Origin of the sequence: Enterobacter cloacae complex sp. 2022EL-00981 (assembly GCF_028737495.1) — a bacterium.
Lineage (GTDB): Bacteria > Pseudomonadota > Gammaproteobacteria > Enterobacterales > Enterobacteriaceae > Enterobacter > Enterobacter cloacae.
In genome coordinates this window covers 1-16447 of sequence record NZ_JAQZRK010000026.1, presented here as the reverse complement: position 1 = coordinate 16447, position 16447 = coordinate 1, and the positions used below count along the sequence as shown (strand labels likewise).

15 protein-coding genes are annotated in these 16447 nt (G+C 53.6%); 5 read left to right on the top strand and 10 right to left on the bottom strand.

Going from position 1 to position 16447, the window contains the following annotated elements; all coding sequences use genetic code 11:
* Positions 1-86: 86 nt before the first annotated feature.
* The 4 genes from psiF to PUZ33_RS19050 all read right to left on the bottom strand — a co-directional run bounded on the left by psiF (position 87) and on the right by PUZ33_RS19050 (position 3239).
* Complete coding sequence (psiF, locus tag PUZ33_RS19065; RefSeq protein ID WP_013095812.1) at positions 87-407, bottom strand: phosphate starvation-inducible protein PsiF; 321 nt, start codon at positions 405-407, stop codon at positions 87-89.
* A gap of 292 nt (positions 408-699) precedes the next feature.
* Positions 700-960 carry an anti-adapter protein IraP gene (gene iraP, locus PUZ33_RS19060; protein ID WP_013095810.1) on the bottom strand — a complete coding sequence of 87 codons (261 nt, stop codon included), beginning with the start codon at positions 958-960 and terminating at the stop codon, positions 700-702.
* Positions 961-1171: 211 nt separating this feature from the next.
* Positions 1172-2386, bottom strand: coding sequence for a multidrug efflux MFS transporter (locus PUZ33_RS19055; RefSeq protein WP_023620966.1), 1215 nt, complete (start codon positions 2384-2386; stop codon positions 1172-1174).
* Positions 2387-2555: 169 nt separating this feature from the next.
* A complete protein-coding gene (locus PUZ33_RS19050) occupies positions 2556-3239 on the bottom strand; it encodes an extensin-like domain-containing protein (RefSeq protein ID WP_023620965.1) in 684 nt (227 codons plus the stop codon).
* A gap of 102 nt (positions 3240-3341) precedes the next feature.
* Between PUZ33_RS19050 and ddlA the strand changes: the two genes are divergently transcribed.
* Complete coding sequence (gene ddlA / locus PUZ33_RS19045) at positions 3342-4442, top strand: D-alanine--D-alanine ligase (RefSeq protein ID WP_058681187.1); 1101 nt, start codon at positions 3342-3344, stop codon at positions 4440-4442.
* On the opposite strand, the gene PUZ33_RS19040 is transcribed toward ddlA, so the two are convergent.
* On the bottom strand, positions 4439-4675 hold the full coding sequence (locus PUZ33_RS19040) for a DUF2754 domain-containing protein (RefSeq protein ID WP_058681188.1): 237 nt from the start codon (positions 4673-4675) through the stop codon (positions 4439-4441). The two genes, ddlA and PUZ33_RS19040, sit on opposite strands and share 4 nt — an antisense overlap.
* Positions 4676-4922: 247 nt before the next feature.
* Between PUZ33_RS19040 and PUZ33_RS19035 the strand changes: the two genes are divergently transcribed.
* The gene (locus PUZ33_RS19035) at positions 4923-5225 is read left to right on the top strand and encodes a DUF2755 family protein (RefSeq protein WP_013095805.1); all 303 of its coding nucleotides are present in this window, start codon (positions 4923-4925) and stop codon (positions 5223-5225) included.
* Here the strand turns inward: PUZ33_RS19035 and PUZ33_RS19030 are convergent.
* The 3 genes from PUZ33_RS19030 to PUZ33_RS19020 form a co-directional block, all read right to left on the bottom strand.
* Positions 5222-6319, bottom strand: coding sequence for a DUF1615 domain-containing protein (locus PUZ33_RS19030; RefSeq protein WP_058681190.1), 1098 nt, complete (start codon positions 6317-6319; stop codon positions 5222-5224). The genes PUZ33_RS19035 and PUZ33_RS19030 overlap by 4 nt on opposite strands.
* A 14-nt stretch (positions 6320-6333) precedes the next feature.
* Positions 6334-7554: a peptide antibiotic transporter SbmA gene (gene sbmA, locus PUZ33_RS19025; protein ID WP_013095803.1), complete on the bottom strand. Its 1221-nt coding sequence runs from the start codon at positions 7552-7554 to the stop codon at positions 6334-6336.
* A 115-nt stretch (positions 7555-7669) separates the two neighbouring features.
* A complete protein-coding gene (locus PUZ33_RS19020) occupies positions 7670-8203 on the bottom strand; it encodes an isochorismatase family protein (protein ID WP_029882454.1) in 534 nt (177 codons plus the stop codon).
* Positions 8204-8407: 204 nt separating this feature from the next.
* Here PUZ33_RS19020 and ampH point away from each other — a divergent pair, with 204 nt between their 5' ends.
* Positions 8408-9574 (top strand): D-alanyl-D-alanine-carboxypeptidase/endopeptidase AmpH, encoded by a 1167-nt coding sequence (ampH, locus tag PUZ33_RS19015; RefSeq protein ID WP_013095801.1) that lies wholly within the window; start codon positions 8408-8410, stop codon positions 9572-9574.
* Here ampH and PUZ33_RS19010 read toward each other — a convergent pair.
* The gene (locus PUZ33_RS19010) at positions 9571-10194 is read right to left on the bottom strand and encodes a helix-turn-helix domain-containing protein (RefSeq protein ID WP_058681191.1); all 624 of its coding nucleotides are present in this window, start codon (positions 10192-10194) and stop codon (positions 9571-9573) included. The two genes, ampH and PUZ33_RS19010, sit on opposite strands and share 4 nt — an antisense overlap.
* Positions 10195-10281: 87 nt before the next feature.
* Complete coding sequence (locus PUZ33_RS19005; protein ID WP_058681192.1) at positions 10282-13056, bottom strand: autotransporter outer membrane beta-barrel domain-containing protein; 2775 nt, start codon at positions 13054-13056, stop codon at positions 10282-10284.
* Positions 13057-13507: 451 nt separating this feature from the next.
* On the opposite strand from PUZ33_RS19005, the gene hemB reads away from it, so the two are divergent.
* Together hemB and PUZ33_RS18995 are read left to right on the top strand one after the other, a co-directional pair.
* Entirely contained in the window at positions 13508-14482 is a 975-nt protein-coding gene (gene hemB, locus PUZ33_RS19000) for a porphobilinogen synthase (protein WP_013095798.1), read from the top strand.
* Positions 14483-14609: 127 nt separating this feature from the next.
* On the top strand, positions 14610-16310 hold the full coding sequence (locus PUZ33_RS18995; RefSeq protein ID WP_058681193.1) for a lysophospholipid acyltransferase family protein: 1701 nt from the start codon (positions 14610-14612) through the stop codon (positions 16308-16310).
* Positions 16311-16447: the final 137 nt, after the last annotated feature.

Below are 16447 nucleotides of genomic sequence, written 5' to 3'. Positions count from 1 at the left end.
AAACATTTTCCCAAATTATAGAGAGGGGGGATGCGGAGAAAGTATGAAATTTCGGGTGAGTCACCGTAAGGACTCACCCGATAGGACTATGCCTGTTTCTTCAGACAACCACTCATAAACTTGCTGCGATCGTCGCCTTTCAGCATTTGTTGCGTGGCCTGAGCGTTACATTCACGCATTTTTTGCTGCTGCGGCGTCAGGCTTTTTTCATCTGGTTTGGATGCACCATTTTTGAGGCAATCGCTCATATATGTCTTACGGGCATCCCCTTTCAGCGCTTTTGCTGTCGCCTGTTGGTTGCAGGTTGTCATACGCTGCTGTTGAGGTGTTAAGGTTTTCTCTTCCGCATGCGCTGAGGCGATCAGGCACAGGCCGGAAAACAGGGTAACCAGTATTGTTGTTTTCATTGCACCATCCTTTATGTGAAGTTCCACATTAAGTCTGGTTCGTTGCGGGAAAAAAACCACCCTGCGACAATGATTTTCTTCGGGTTTATGGATTATTTCATCTCTGGCGCGGCACGCTGTTCATTACCCGGTTTCGCCTGACGCGTTAGGGTATTTAATAGCGAGAGGCATGAGATGAAATAGAGACTCTGTTTAAATTCTTTTCTCCCAGTGCGAAGGCCAAAAATAAAAACAGAGCGACGACAGGCATCCTGCATGACCATTCTATGGCAGGCCATTCTCTTTCAGCAGGCTAGCTGCGAGGATGCCTTAATAGCTTCTTTACGTATTGCTGAAGCATCTCCGCATCTTCAGCGGGGACCAGCGAATCGGGGCGAGCCTTGTCCAGCGCGCTTTCTACATTATCGATTAACGCCTGTTGCTGCGGTTGTGTCATTTGTCGGAGCAACGCCGTAACGACAATTTCCAGCGCCTCGACCTGGGCGACCAGTTCTTTTGACTCTTCTTCCTTTTGTGCAAGCTTGACCAGCAACTCAGCAATGAGATTTTTCATCGTGCTATTTCCTTATGCGTTTTTTCTGAACTTAGCATTCAGAATGAATAATGCAAAGAGGAGAAAAGTATTATCTTATGCAAAAGTGATGCTGCTGCCAAAATAAAGATGAATGGCAAGCAGCGAAACGTTTTTCTCTTTAGAAAAAGCCGCATTTAGTTATATAAAAATGCGGCAGCCATAAGAATATATAATACATTACGGCAAATGATTAACGCGCTGCTCTCGCCTGCTCTAATTGGCGACGGCGTCTCAGCGCAATCGCCAGCTGGATAATATTGATCAACACCACAATCGCCGTGGCCGCAAATACCCAACGAAAACCGGCCATCGCCGAAACGGATGCGCCAATAAGCGGACCGGCAACATTACCTAAATACATAAATGACTGGTTATAGCCAAAAATACGCCCTGTCACCTGGTCACTTGAATATTTCACCAACAAGGTCTGCACCGCAGGAAACATGGCGCCATCGGCAAAGCCGAGCAGGAATCGCAGCACGCCGAGCTGAAGCGGTGAGGTGACGAACGACATCGCAAAAAAGAGCACCACGGCAAAAATCAGCGTGGCCATCAGGATACGCGCCGTACCGATCCTGTCACCCAGTTTTCCCAGCCGCGGCGCAGAGATTAACGCCGATACGCCCGGCACGGCAGCAATCATCCCGCTGAGAAACGCAATATTGCTGCTGTCTGGCTCCATCGATTTTATAAACAGCGCCAGAATCGGGCCTACCGAACCGTTACAGAGCTGGATCACCATGGTGGTTACGAACAGGCTTATCATCAGCCCGGGATACGGCAGCGAGGCGAAGACCGCTTTGCCGCTCAGGCGTTCAGATTTACTGACAACCGGGCGCCCCCCCTCCTTGATCAGAAACAGCGTCACCAGAAAACTGATCACCAGCAGGATAGCAGTAATGAAGAAGACGGCGCGCAACCCTACGTGGTCGGCCAGAAAGCCGCCTAACAACGGGCCGCCGATAACGCCACTGATCTGTGCGGTGGAGAGCGTACTCAACGCCCAGCCGCTACGTTCACGCGGCACCTGTGAAGCGACCAGCGCCATGGCGTTCGGAATATAACCGGATGTCAGCCCCATGATCGCCCGCAGGATAAACAGCTGCCAGACGTTAGTGGCAAAGGCCTGCAGCAGGATGGCTATTGCCATTCCCAGCGAAGCGCGCAGCAGCATCAGTTTGCGCCCTTTTCGATCCGCCAGGCTCCCCCACATGGGTGACACAATGGCGGAAACCAGAAACGTCACGCTGAACGTCAGCCCCGACCACATGGAGAGGGCTTCATGCGAGGTCACGCCCAGCTGCGACACGTACAGCGGCAGAAAGGGCAAAATCTGGCTGATGGCCAGCCCGGTGAAGAAACACCCGAACCAGACCGAGATGAGGTTAACTTTCCAGGATTCCATAAAAGAAATAGTCTTCATTTTTAGGCAAATGCGCCGACAGATTAGCAAGTTACCGGCATCTACGCCGTGCCAGAGATGCGGCCTTGCTGACTTTGGTTTTTTATCTTCCCAGTCATCATATTTGTGAAATATGTCACAGATCATCCAATTTCTGGCGGAAGATTATGCTTTAGCGGCAGAGTCCAAAGCCGCGCATTCCCAGATGGAAATGGTTGGCGTGCGCCGCGTTATACTCCGGCCCCAGGCCGTTCCCGTAGTAGCCGCAGCTCGCCGTCAGCAGCGCCTGTAGCCACGGCTGCGTTTTGGTCGATCTCCAGCCGTGCAGAATGGTGACCCGTTCACCGTTCGCCAGCCGAAACGCGCTGATATCCAGCGCCTCTGCCGTGGCATGTTCGCTGCGTCTTGCATCAGGGCGGTGGTAAATATTGCGACAGGCATAGCTGCCCAGGTGCTCAATGCGCACCAGCTCGCTTCCGGTCCAGGTTCTGGTGAGTGGCCGGGCCTGCTGGCTGACAAACAGTGCAGAACTCAGCGCCAGCGGGCAGCTGGCAAGAAAGCTGCTGTTCAGGCTGACCGGCCCGAAGTCACGCACGCGCACCACGTTGTGAAGGGGGCATGCTCCGGCGCTGTCGGCGACAGGCTGTGTGCGAATAAGGGCCTTCTGATTGGCCTTCGATAACAGGCTGGCACACGCCTCGGGGGTAAGGCGCCGCAGTTTGTACTGAGTAATTGGGCCTGGCGGGTCGTCAAGCGAGAGCGGCGTAAAAGGGTTGTAGTGAGACGGCAACCAGCGGTAACCCACCGTTGCGACTGCCACCAGAATGAAAACGATCAGCAACGTTTTGCCTTTCACACTCCCCCCTCTTTACTCCCAAAACATTATGGCAGAAGGTCGCGAAACCCGCAGGGCATCGTGGTATGTTATTGGCTTTTCGTCAGACTGGAAGAGAGTGAGATGGCAAAGCAGCGCGTAGGTATTGTCTTTGGGGGAAAATCAGCGGAGCACGAGGTTTCATTGCAGTCGGCAAAAAATATTGTCGATGCGATTGATAAAAACCGTTTCGACGTAGTGCTGCTGGGCATTGATAAACAGGGCCAGTGGCATGTGAACGATGCGAGCCAGTATCTGTTAAACGCCAACGATCCGGCACATATCGCCCTTAATCCTTCTGAAATCAGCGTCGCCACCGTCCCTGGCGTAGTGAAGGGGCAACTTATCGACGCCGGTAATGCACAGGCTCTTGCTCAGATTGACGTCGTGTTCCCAATCGTCCACGGCACGCTGGGCGAAGATGGTTCGCTGCAGGGTATGCTGCGCATGGCGAACCTGCCGTTTGTCGGCTCCGATGTGCTGGGCTCCGCCGCCTGTATGGATAAAGACGTCACCAAACGCCTGCTGCGCGATGTCGGGCTGAACGTTGCCCCGTTCGTGACGCTCACCCGCGCCAACCGCGATAAATACACCTTCAGCCAGATTTCCGCCCAGTTGGGTCTGCCGCTGTTCGTGAAGCCTGCGAACCAGGGCTCCTCCGTTGGCGTCAGCAAAGTGACAAGCGAAGCGCAGTTCACCGAAGCCGTTCGTCTGGCTTTTGAGTTTGACCACAAAGTCGTGGTTGAGCAGGGTATCAAAGGCCGTGAAATTGAGTGCGCGGTGCTGGGCAATGATTTCCCACAGGCAAGCACCTGCGGTGAAGTGGTGTTAAACAGCGATTTCTACTCTTACGACACCAAATACATTGATGATAAAGGCGCTCAGGTCGTCGTGCCGGCAAATATCGATCCGGCCATCAACGATAAGATCCGGGCGATCGCCATCAACGCCTATCAGGCTCTTGGCTGCTGCGGCATGGCGCGTGTGGATGTGTTCCTGACGCCAGATAATGAGGTGGTGATTAATGAAATCAACACCCTGCCGGGCTTTACCAACATCAGCATGTATCCAAAACTGTGGCAGGCCAGCGGTCTGGGTTACTCTGAGCTGATCACTCGTCTGATCGAACTGGCGCTGGAGCGTCATGCCGCTGACAGCGCACTCAAAAGTTCCGTAAACGGTTAATCGGTTCTTTTCACCGTCTCCGTCTCATCCGCTGCCGCCTCTTCCGGGCGACGGCGGATAATTAACCCAGCCAGCCAGAAACTGATCACCCAGGTCACCAGTCCGACAGCATAGGTTTGCCATCCTTTGGCTTCAAACCCCAGCAGCCCCACGACACCGTTAAGAATAAAGATCAGCCCGATAGCAAAGGCGTAGTAGTGCCAGTCACGGCGTAGTTTGGACGTGAGCTTCATAAGAACTCCGGCAGGAAAAAAAGACATCCTCTCACAGTTTTACGATCGGGTCTGTGGCAGATGCGGAAAATCTGAAACACGACGCAATTTCAGTTAAGTAATGAATTTGTGATGTGCTGCAGAAATCGACAATCCAGGAGAATTCCGCAGGGGAAATTACCACGATTCTGATATTGACAAATGCTATGACCTGTCAAACTCACCGTGTGCGAAGCGTATTAACAGAGTGATATTTCCGGAGGTCTTTATGGCTGACTTTACATTGTCGAAACCGATTTTTGGCGGCACACCACCAAAAACCTCCACTGCGGGTAATATTGCGTATGCCCTGTTTGTCCTGTTCTGCTTCTGGGCAGGCTCTCAGCTTCTCAACATGCTGGTTCACGCGCCTGGCGTCTACGAACATCTGATGCAGGTGCAGGACAACGGACGCCCGCGGGTTGAGATTGGTTTGGGGGTGAGCACCTTGTTTGGCCTTGTCCCCTTCCTCGCGGGTTGTCTGATTCTTGGTGTTGTCGCGTTAGTCGTACGCCTGCGTCGTCGCCATTAACGTCCCATGCAACGAGCCCGACGATCGTCGACGCGTTTGGCGAACCATGCCGTTGTCAGGTTACGCGTGATTTTCGGGCTTTCCAGTTGAATACCCGGCAGGATTGCCCGCGGTAACGCTTTTCCACTCTTCTTCTCGGCCAGCGCGAAAACCTTGTTGTAGAGATCCGTCTTCTCGAACGCCAGGCTATCCCCTTTCTCCAGCTGACGGCGAATGTCGCTATCGCTCATGCCAAGCGATGCTGACAGTTTGCGCACCGCCAGTTCCGTTGCCCCCGCCTTGCTGCTGCCGTAGGCGATGAGATCGCCGTCCAGCGCCAGCTTCACCCCGCTGGCACGGCTGACCGCACTCTGAAACGCCGCGTTTCGGCTGGCATACCAGCCCGCGTTAAAGTCAGCAAAGCGGTACAACGGCTCGCTGTAGCTCGCCGGATAGTTCAGCAGATGGTACGTGCCAAACCACAGTCCGCCACGCAGGGAGAAGACTTCCTGGCGCACCGTCCCGTCGATTTTCCACGGATAACCGTCCGTATGCTGCTCGGCAAACGCAATGCTGACCTGCATCGGGCCGCCGGTATGCACCGGATTAAGCGAGCCGAACAGTTTCTGCCCCATCGGCACCATATTGATGAAATCATCAAAAATGGCGCTGAGCTGTTTCTCGGTTTTCACCGTGTCCAGCCGATCGCTGTAGCTTTTGCCGTTTGGCGAGGTGATTTTAAGGGCGGTATGCACCAGGAACACCGGGATATGCATCGATTCCGCGCGACGGTCGATCTCTTTCCAGGCAATTTTGTTCAGCCCCGGCACCACCGGGTCTGACTGGTACATTGACTCCTGCTGCGCCACTGCCAGCACCGAGCAGATATTCTCCTCGGTAGGGGCAATTTTCTGACTTTCAAAGGTCTTCGCTAATGCCTCGGCCCACGCATTGCGGTCTTTCACCGTAGAGGGCATTTTTTGCCGCACCACGCTCGCCACATCTACAGGTTTCTCACCTTTTTTAAGCGGGGCGGCCCCTTTTTCGGCACACCCCGCCAGCACGAGTGCGGCGAGTAAAGAGAGCGATAATGTACGCGGTACGGCAAAAGACATAGCAATTCCCTGTTTTAGCTAAATGTATTGGTGACTTCCTGCAGATCCCGATCGTCCAGCTCGCGTTCAAAGCTGCGCAGACGTTTGTAGATGGACATCAGTTCCACCAGCGTGGTCCAGGAGCTAATCAGATACTGGAACGACCCGCGAACCTGACCAAATACGTTGGTGATCTGTGTCATCAGACCCAGCGTTATCGTACCCGCAACAATGGACGGGAACAGCAGGAACAAACCGAAAACGTTATCCACCTGCAGATACAAAATGCGCGCAATGTTGAAGTACATATAGTGGAAGTAAAGACGGAAATAGTTGCGACGCACGGCGCCAAACAGTTCACGTACGGTTGGCGGCGAGGCGCGGTTGGCGTCATCTTCACCATACACCAGCTCTTTACGATACGCCGCTTCAACGCGCTGATTTTTAAACTCCAGCCCAGGCAGCTTGATCCCCACCACGGCCAGCAGCCCCGTTCCCATTAATGACCAGACAATAGCGGCAATCACCAGGCCATACGGCAGATGACCAACAATCGGCAGGTCCGGCACGTGCGCCGAGAGCGTCACCAGCACCGGCAGGAAGGCAATCAGGGTCATAATGGCATTGATAAAGCTCACGCCCATGTCTTCAAGGGTCGAGGCGAAACGCATGGTGTCTTCCTGCACACGCTGTGCGGCGCCTTCGATATGACGCAGGTGTTGCCAGTGCGCCATATAATGTTCGTTCATCGCGGTACGCCAGCGGAAGACGTAGTGGCTGACAAAGAAATTGTTCATGACGCCAATCACCACCGCAATAAGGGCAATACCGAGGAAGATGCCAACTTCGTGGTAGAACTGATTGATAGTCACCTTATGCGGTGAACTCAGCGCACTCTGGATCAGATCGTAGAACGGGGCATACCAGGCGTTAACCGCCACTCCCACTTCCACCAGAAACCAGGTGACAAAGATGATCAGCGACGTGCCCAGAATCGACCAATACTGCCAGCGATGTGGCGAATAGACAAACCAGAACAGGGCAAAAAGCCCTACGCAGACCATGTAGTAGGCATAAAACAGCAGATAGCTCAGCGACCAGAAACGCGCCGCGCTAATGGGAACTTCGCCCGTCGCGCCCGTGATGCGCGTCAACCACGCTCCGCCGCCGGCCTGCCAGAAAATGACAGCGATCAGTGCCCAAATAAATGCCGACAGGAAAAATGGCCCCGGCTTTGGGAAAAAAGACTTAAACATGATACATCCTTCTTGTTGTTATGGCTGTTGCTGTGCTCAACACATCACCACACGAAAATCTTGCCTGGGCCAGGTGCCTGGCGCAGGCAAAAAGGTCAGACCCGAGGGTTTATTATTAGTTCGCTTTCCAGTTTTCAAGAATTGTTTCGGTGCGTTTCACCGCGGGCGGGTTTGCGGGCGCAATGAAGTTGCGCCAGACGTCGTTGTAGTGGTTAATCAGAATGCGGGCTTCGGCCGCCGGGCGATTCGCGGTGGTATGCGCATCCTCCGCCACGGTGATGTGGTAGCCCCGGCTGACGCCATTCTTGAACGTGGCATCGACACAGTAATCAGTAGCGCAACCGCAGATGACAAACTCCCGGATCCCCTGCTCGCGGAGCAGCGTTTCAAGCGAGGTGTTATAGAACGCATCGCAGGCCGTCTTGGTCACGTAGAGGGCATCTGCAGGCTGATGCAGTTCTGGCAGCAAGGCAAACCCGTCACTGCCCTCTTCCAGACCACCAGGCTCAGTATGCTGAATAAAAATCACCCGATCGGCTGCCTGCGTAAGCTGATTGATCAATGAAACACATTTTTCACGCTGATGACGAGGCGTTTCGAACACCCCCTGCTGCATATCGACAACCATAACCACACGCTTTCCGGACATACCCTTCTCCGCAAGATTGAGTAACACAGCCCTCTATCATAAGGCCGATGTCACAAAATGGGAGACTGACAGTAAGTAAATTCTTCTGATTTACTCGCAGTTACGTTTTTCTGGTTATCGTTATGTAATTCGGGGCATTGCACCGTACGGTTTAGTAGTATAAATACCCATTACTTTCCTCATTCACACTATGGATGCTTTTCGTTGAAACGTTGTCTGCTCTTTTTCGCCGCGCTGTGTGCGGTGAGCTTCTCAACCGCCCAGGCAGCCCAACCGCTGACGGCGCCCGTTCTGGCATCAGATATTGCCGATCGCTACGCGAACCTGATTTATTACGGCAGCGGCGCGACGGGAATGGCGATGGTCGTCATCGACGGTAATCAGCGCGTGTTTCGCAGTTTCGGTGAAACGCGTCCCGGTAATAATGTTCATCCGCAACTGGATTCCGTCATCCGCATCGCGTCCCTGACCAAGCTGATGACCAGCGAAATGCTGGTGAAATTGCTGGACCAGGGCGTGGTGAAACTCGACGATCCGCTCAGCAAGTATGCTCCGCCGGGCGCACGTGTCCCGACGTATCAGGGAACGCCGATAAGGCTGGTCAACCTGGCAACGCATACCAGCGCCCTGCCTCGCGAGCAGCCAGGGGGTGCGGCGCATCGCGACGTTTTTGTCTGGCCAACGCGTGAACAGCGCTGGAACTACCTGAGCAAAGCCACGTTGAAGTCCGCGCCCGGTTCTCAGGCCTCTTACTCCAACCTGGCGTTTGACCTGCTGGCCGATGCGCTGTCGACGGCAGCGGGCAAACCGTATACGCAGTTGTTTGAAGAGCAGATCACGCGCCCGCTGGGCATGAAGGACACCACCTTCACCCCATCACCGGATCAGTGCCGCCGTCTGATGGTCGCCGAAAAAGGTGCCAGCCCGTGTAACAACACGCTGGCAGCCATCGGCAGCGGCGGGGTTTATTCCACCCCTGGCGACATGATGCGCTGGATGCAGCAGTTCCTCTCATCAGACTTCTACTCACGCAGCCATCAGGCCGACCGAATGCAGACGCTGATTTACCAGCGCAGCCAGTTGCACCGCGTGATCGGTATGGACGTGCCGGGCAAAGCCGACGCCCTCGGTCTGGGCTGGGTATATATGGCACCTAAAAATGGCCGTCCGGGCATTATTCAGAAAACGGGGGGTGGTGGAGGATTCATTACCTATATGGCAATGATCCCCCAGTCCAACGTGGGCGCTTTTGTGGTGGTCACCCGCTCGCCAAATACCCGTTTCGTCAATATGAGCGATGGCATCAATAACTTAGTGGCTGAGCTCAGCGCCAATAAAGCCCAGGTGCTTACCGCCTCCGTCCAGCCTTAATATTCCGTGGGCAAACGGTTGATGCTAACCAGTTTGCCCCGGCTCATATTGATGTAGTTACCCTGTCGAAGCGCAGCGAGCACCTCTGCCACGACCGAACGCGAAATGCGCGTGCTTTGTTGAATATGATTCATCACACCAATTTTTGAGCGCAGGGTTTCATCCCATTCGGCCATATTCAGCAGCATGGCGCGGATTTGGTGATAGGAGTTATTTCCTACCAGTTGCCTGTCCCGCTTTTCCAGAATGGATTTAATCCAGGACAGCCAGCAGAAAGCCTCTTTCCAGAGCGAACTTTGCTGAATAAGCTGCAGAGAGGTCGAAGCAGGCAAATAAAAGCCTGTGCACGGATTTTTGGCAACGACCCGATATTCCTTGCTGTAATCAAGCATGCTTGCAGTCAGCCCCAGAATAAAGGGCGCGGTGGCAATGCCAATCAGCAACTCGTCAGAACGGCGATAGATTTCAATAACACCGGTCTGTAATACAAAGGTGCTGGGTTCATCATTATCATCATTTGAAATAATCTGCTGGGGAGCAGATTTAAATGGGGTACTGGCTACTTTCAAACACTGTTCGAGCCGGCTTAATTCAGAAAGTGGTTTCGCATTAACTTTCATGCAGACCTCTGGACATCCGTATTTGTCGGTTCAATATTATTTTTTTTAGATGACAAAGCGGGGGATATATTCCCCCGCTTTTATACTTTACCAGGTATATTTCACACCCAAATTGGCGCCCCAGTTCTGGTCAACGTCACCGCCGCCCAGGTAAGTGGCATCCGTGTATGCACTGAAGTTTTTGGTGAAGCTGAACTGTGTGCCCAGACCCACACGCACCGCAGAGCCTTCAACGCCGTTATCAATGCTGTCGCCATTCACGTTCGCATTGTTATCAGCATCGTCATACACATACGCCAGTTTGACGTATGGCGTCAGAGCCTGATCGCCGCCGTAGTTGAAGGTATACCCTGCGTCGACACCGAGTTCATAGCGCAGGCTGTCGTAAGACTGGCCATCAATTCGCATGTCATTGCTCAAGCGGTAGTCGTCACCCGACTGGAACAGCCCAGACACTGCCGCATAAGGCGTGACGTAGCCGGACAGGTTTGGTTTCCAGTCATAACCCAGTTTCATACCGAAACCAACCGCATCTGTCGTGGTATTACCGTCCACGTACTGACCGTTACTCATGGTCGCGGAGAGATCGTTATTGAAGCGGGTGTAGCTCAGGGAGCTGTCGAGGAAGACATCGTTGGCAAACTTCGCAGAGGCATAGATCATCGCCGTCTGGCTATCCTGATCAACCTGACCGGTACGATCGCTGATATCCCCCTTCGCGAAACCTGCCGCGCCACCAACGATCCACTTCGCGTTGTTACCGTCAATCTGCGTATCCAGACCAACCATAATCCCGCTTACGTCCTGATCGTAGCTGATAACGCCATTGTCAGCGTCAAAGTTGCCGCCGAAGTAGCTCACCCACGCCCCGCCGTTATCGGCCAGACCGTGACGGCTGTTAGTCAGACGGGTTCCAACGGTATCCTGCTGCAGATCCCAGATATTGGTATTCGCTGACGGAATGCTCAGCGCCATATTGGCGTAGTCAGTCAGCGCTTTCTGCTGCAGAACAACCGTGTCACCCTTCTGCTGCGCCTGGTAGGTATAGGCACCTAAATCGGCTTTGTTTGCTGCCGTAAAGCGGGCCGCAGTGTCTGCGTTATTGTCATAAACGCGGATGATCTCTTTGTTTTTATAATCAGCAACAGAACCGGCGCCGGTCGCATCGTCGATACGCACGGTGTAGTTACCTGCCACATCACCGTTCACCGCCAGATGACCGTCTGAGTTAAGCGCCACGACGCCATAGTCGTAATCTGCTTTGCTCTTGTCGTTGGTGATAAAGCGGGCGTTGTTCAGATCGCTGTTCAGCACGTAGTCACGGCTGGCAACGTTCAGCACACCGCCATCGGTCAGCACCATGTTGTGCGTGTCCACCTGACCCAGGCCCAGTGCCAGTTCCGCACCGTTGTCGACGGTGATGGTGTTGGCATACAGTTCAGCCGTTTCTTCCGTCAGCGCGGCACGGCTATAGCTGTCCAGATACAGGCTGTCTGTCGCCACTGCACCGCTGTCGCCAATATTCAGGGTAGAGGCGTTGGTCAGGGTGATGGAATCCGCCAGCAGGCCAGAGTTTTCAACATTGACCTGCGACTGGTTATTCACTGCCAGCGTGTCGATGTTAGACAGTTTGCGGGTATCCCACTCTGAACCGTTGTTCAGGGTGACGTTGAACAGACCGCTCTGGTATACCTCTTCACCTGCAACGTGACCGTTGGTGTCGTAGGTGGAATCAGGCCAGATGCTGTTTGGCGACAGGGTTCTCCAGTCAACGCTGCTGTAACCCTCACCATACATCTGCGCGGTGCCGATCGCTTCAACGCTGGATTGTGCTGCGCCAACCCATTTGCTGCCGTTGGTCAGTGTGACATCCAGCTTATCGGTACCATCCCAGCCGTTGGTGGTTGGGTTATACACACCGTCTTCGGTGGTATCGGTTGCCGGGTCGCCATTCTCGTAGAAGTTATTGTCGAAGGTGCTGGAGAACAGGATATCGCCGGTAACGGTAGAGTGATCGAAGGTGGCGGTGGTTTGCATGGCGTTGTCAGACGCGCTGGCCGCGACGATCAGTGCCGCATCATCTGCGCCGGTCGCGTTGGTTTCACCGTAGTCGCTCGGCTTCGCGGTTTGACCATAGAACCCGCTGGTACCCAGATCGCTGTATGCGCCGGAGGTCAAAACAGAGTCTTTGACCACCAGGGTGTTAGTAAAGACATTACTGCTATCCGCAACGCCTTCAACGCCGTCATACGGGGTATTGTCCAGCTCATGGTAACCCTGAGTCAGCGTGATACCCGCAACGTGGGAGTTGTTCTGGATAACAATATCCGATTCCACATCCAGCGTAATCGCATTACCCAGTCCATAGGTATCCAGATAGTGGGTTTCGGTGTTGTCACCATTCAGAACATCATACGCATAATGCTCATAGGTATCGTTAATGGTGGAGTGATCGACGGTCAGGCTAAAACGATCGTACTGCGTATGGGTCGTGCCGTCCGTATCATCCCCATCAGCACACGTGGTGGTCATGCACTTTGAGGTGATCATGCCATTAATGGTGCTGTTAGAAATGCTCAGCGCATTCGCTCTTCCATTGACACCATCGTCAAGGTAGTACGTCGAAATAACACCGTTCACCGTTGACTTATTAATCACCGGATAAATATCACCGTCGTGGGTGGCATCCGAGTAATCCCAGTCAGCGTAGCCATAATACCAGGGTGTTGATGCTGAATTATCATATCCGAAGGTATTATATGTGGCACCAGAAATATCTTTCGCATTGGCCTGAGAAGCGATAGCCAGGGTGCAGGCTAATGCAAGTTGTGATACAACCAGTTTCTTTTTCCATGTTTGCATTGGGTCATCCCTCCTCAGGGACGTAAGCAAGTTTGTCCATCTAATCATTTGGCAACATTGTATTGCGGAGGGAATTATGCATTTTCATTTCGAAAAGGTTCAATGAATGATTCCATTAAGTCCGTATCCAGACTAATAACATGAAAAAAATGCAACAACATTAAAAATTATAAATAAACACTATAAAAACAGCGAATTAAAATCATCTGATATAAATATAGAAAATATAATAAAGAATAATAGATCATTATTAATGATATATTTACTTCAATTTAGAAATCGCACCAATATCTCGAGCGTGTGAAAAACAGGCTGACGTTGGTTATATATATTGACCATGTGAAACATCGCAAACCCCATTTCGCATTAACAAAAAGCCTGATTTCGTAAAACCCTCTCCTCCACTTTCATGTACACTAGCCTTCTTTGTTCCACAAACGTCAGGCATATCATGACCGATTTAATTGCTCGTCCCCGTCGTCTGCGCAAGTCACCTGCACTGCGCGCTATGTTTGAAGAGACAACACTGACCTTAAACGATCTGGTGTTGCCGATTTTTGTTGAAGAAGAGATCGATGACTACAAAGCCATCGACGCCATGCCAGGCGTGATGCGCATTCCGGAAAAATATCTGGCGCGTGAGATCGAACGTATCGCCAACGCGGGGATCCGCTCGGTGATGACCTTTGGCATCTCCCACCACACTGACGCTACCGGCAGCGATGCCTGGAAAGAAGACGGTCTGGTCGCCCGGATGTCGCGGATCTGCAAAGAGACCGTGCCGGAAATGATCGTCATGTCAGACACCTGTTTCTGTGAATATACCTCTCATGGCCACTGCGGTGTGCTGTGCGATCACGGTGTCGATAACGACGCCACTTTGCTGAATCTCGGTAAGCAGGCGGTGGTAGCTGCAGCAGCCGGTGCGGATTTCATCGCACCTTCCGCTGCCATGGACGGGCAGGTTCAGGCGATCCGCCAGGCGCTTGATGCGGCCGGATTCACTGATACCGCCATCATGTCCTACTCCACTAAGTTTGCCTCTTCGTTCTACGGTCCGTTCCGTGAAGCGGCCGGTACAGCGCTGAAGGGCGATCGCAAAACCTATCAGATGAACCCGCTGAACCGCCGTGAAGCCATCCGTGAATCGCTGCTGGATGAAGCCCAGGGCGCAGATTGCCTGATGGTGAAACCGGCTGGCGCGTATCTGGATATCCTGCGCGACATTCGCGAGCGCACCGAACTGCCGCTGGGTGCATACCAGGTGAGCGGCGAGTACGCGATGATCAAATTCGCCGCGCAGGCGGGTGCGATCGACGAAGAGAAAGTGATCCTGGAAAGCCTGGGCGCGATCAAACGTGCTGGCGCGGATCTGATCTTCAGCTACTTTGCGCTGGATCTGGCCGAGAAGAAAATTCTGCGTTAATCCGCTTTAGCGCCGGGTGATGGCTTCGCCTTACCCGGCCTCCTCTCTGCGCTAATCTTCACCAAACTGCAATACAACCGACATCTCTCCCTTCTACTGTCTGAGCAAGACGGCAGGAGGAGTAACCATGTTTAGTCTCGATAGCGTTCTCGACGACCTTTGGCCTCAGGCGAGGCCTGCACCCTGGCAAAAAAGTCTGTTAAAAAGACTGTTCTACGAAGAAGAATTCCAGCAATTTGCCGCGACACACCGCCATCTGAAAGGCCTGGATATGGTGGAGCAAGTTCTGGAGCACCTCGATATTCTCTGCACCGTTTCCGCCCGCGATCTCGAACAAATCCCTGAACATGGCCCGCTGGTCATTATTGCCAACCACCCAACCGGAACGCTGGACGGGCTGGCGCTGATGTATGCCGTTTCCCGTGTACGGCGGGATGTGAAAGTCGTCACTAACCGGATGCTGACCCACCTTGAACCGCTTAGCTCGCTGTTTATTCCGGTGGACAACATGGGCGGCAGAACGGCAAAAACGTCCCTGATGCAGATGGAACAGCATCTGCAAAACGCAGGGGTACTGATCTTCTTCCCGGCGGGAGAAGTGTCCCGTCCTACGCGCAATGGGATCCGCGATAAAAAATGGCACCCCGGCTTTATTAAACTCGCCAGTAAGCTGCGCGTACCGCTGCTGCCGGTGCATATTCAGGCACACAACAGCCTGCTCTTTTATGCCAGCACGCTGGTGTCCCCCACCGTATCGATGCTCTTGCTGATGCAGCAGATGTTCCGCCGCCGCCACAGCCAGCTGCCGATAAAGATCGGCCAGCAGATAGCCTGGCATCACTGGTATAGCACAACCCTTTCATCGCGTGAGATGGCCGAGCAGTGCCGTCAGCACGTAATACGTCTTGGCAAGGGAGTGCCTGGCGTCTTCAAAACCCAATGCGCCATTGCCCGTCCGGAAGACCGGGCCACGCTGAAGCGCGAGCTGGCCCAGGCTGAATGTCTGGGCAAAACCAGCGATGGCAAAACCATTTATCTGTGGCAACGCAACGGGCAGGAAGAGGCTCCCCTGCTGCGCGAGCTGGGACGCCTGCGCGAGATCGCGTTTCGCGCCGTGGAGGAAGGGAGCGGTAAACGTCGGGACACCGACAGTTACGACGATGACTATCTGCACCTGATCCTGTGGGATGAAGACGATCTGGAGATCGTCGGCGCCTATCGCTTTATGCCCACTGCCAGACAGGTCGAGCAACGCGGTCTGGAAGGGCTTTATAGCTACAGTCTGTTCCACTACGACGATAAAATGCAGGACGTGCTGGAACACGGTATTGAACTCGGGCGCAGCTTTATTCAACCGCGCTACTGGGGTCGTCGCGGTCTGGACTATCTGTGGTCCGGTATTGGTGCCTATCTGGCACGTTATCCGCACTACCGCTACCTCTTTGGCCCGGTCTCGATTTCCGGTGGCTTACCGCCTGCCGCACGGGATCTGCTGGTGGCGTTTTACCGCCTCTGGTTCCCGGCGACACATCCCTTAGCCGCGTCACGTCAGCCTTATCCGGCCTCCCTGCCAGACGTGCTGGCACAGTTTGGCGGGGTCGATTACGTGGATGACCTGACGAAGCTGAAATCCCTGCTTGGTAATCTGGGGTGCGGTATTCCGCCGCTCTACAAACAGTATTCCGAGCTGTGTGAACCCGGCGGCGTGCAGTTTATCGATTTTGGCAGCGACCCGGCGTTCAACAACTGCATCGACGGGCTGGTGCTGGTGGACTTGTGCTACCTCAAGGCAAACCGCTATCAGCGGTATATTGAGGCGCACCTTTAACTGTGCGGTTTTTTGTAGATACTGTTATGCCACGCAAGCATTTTTCTCGTGCAGTGTGGCATCGAACGGGCGTCCTGATTTCAGGACGCCATACGCCACCTGCGCCAGCTTACGCATCATTGCTCCGATTATCAGCT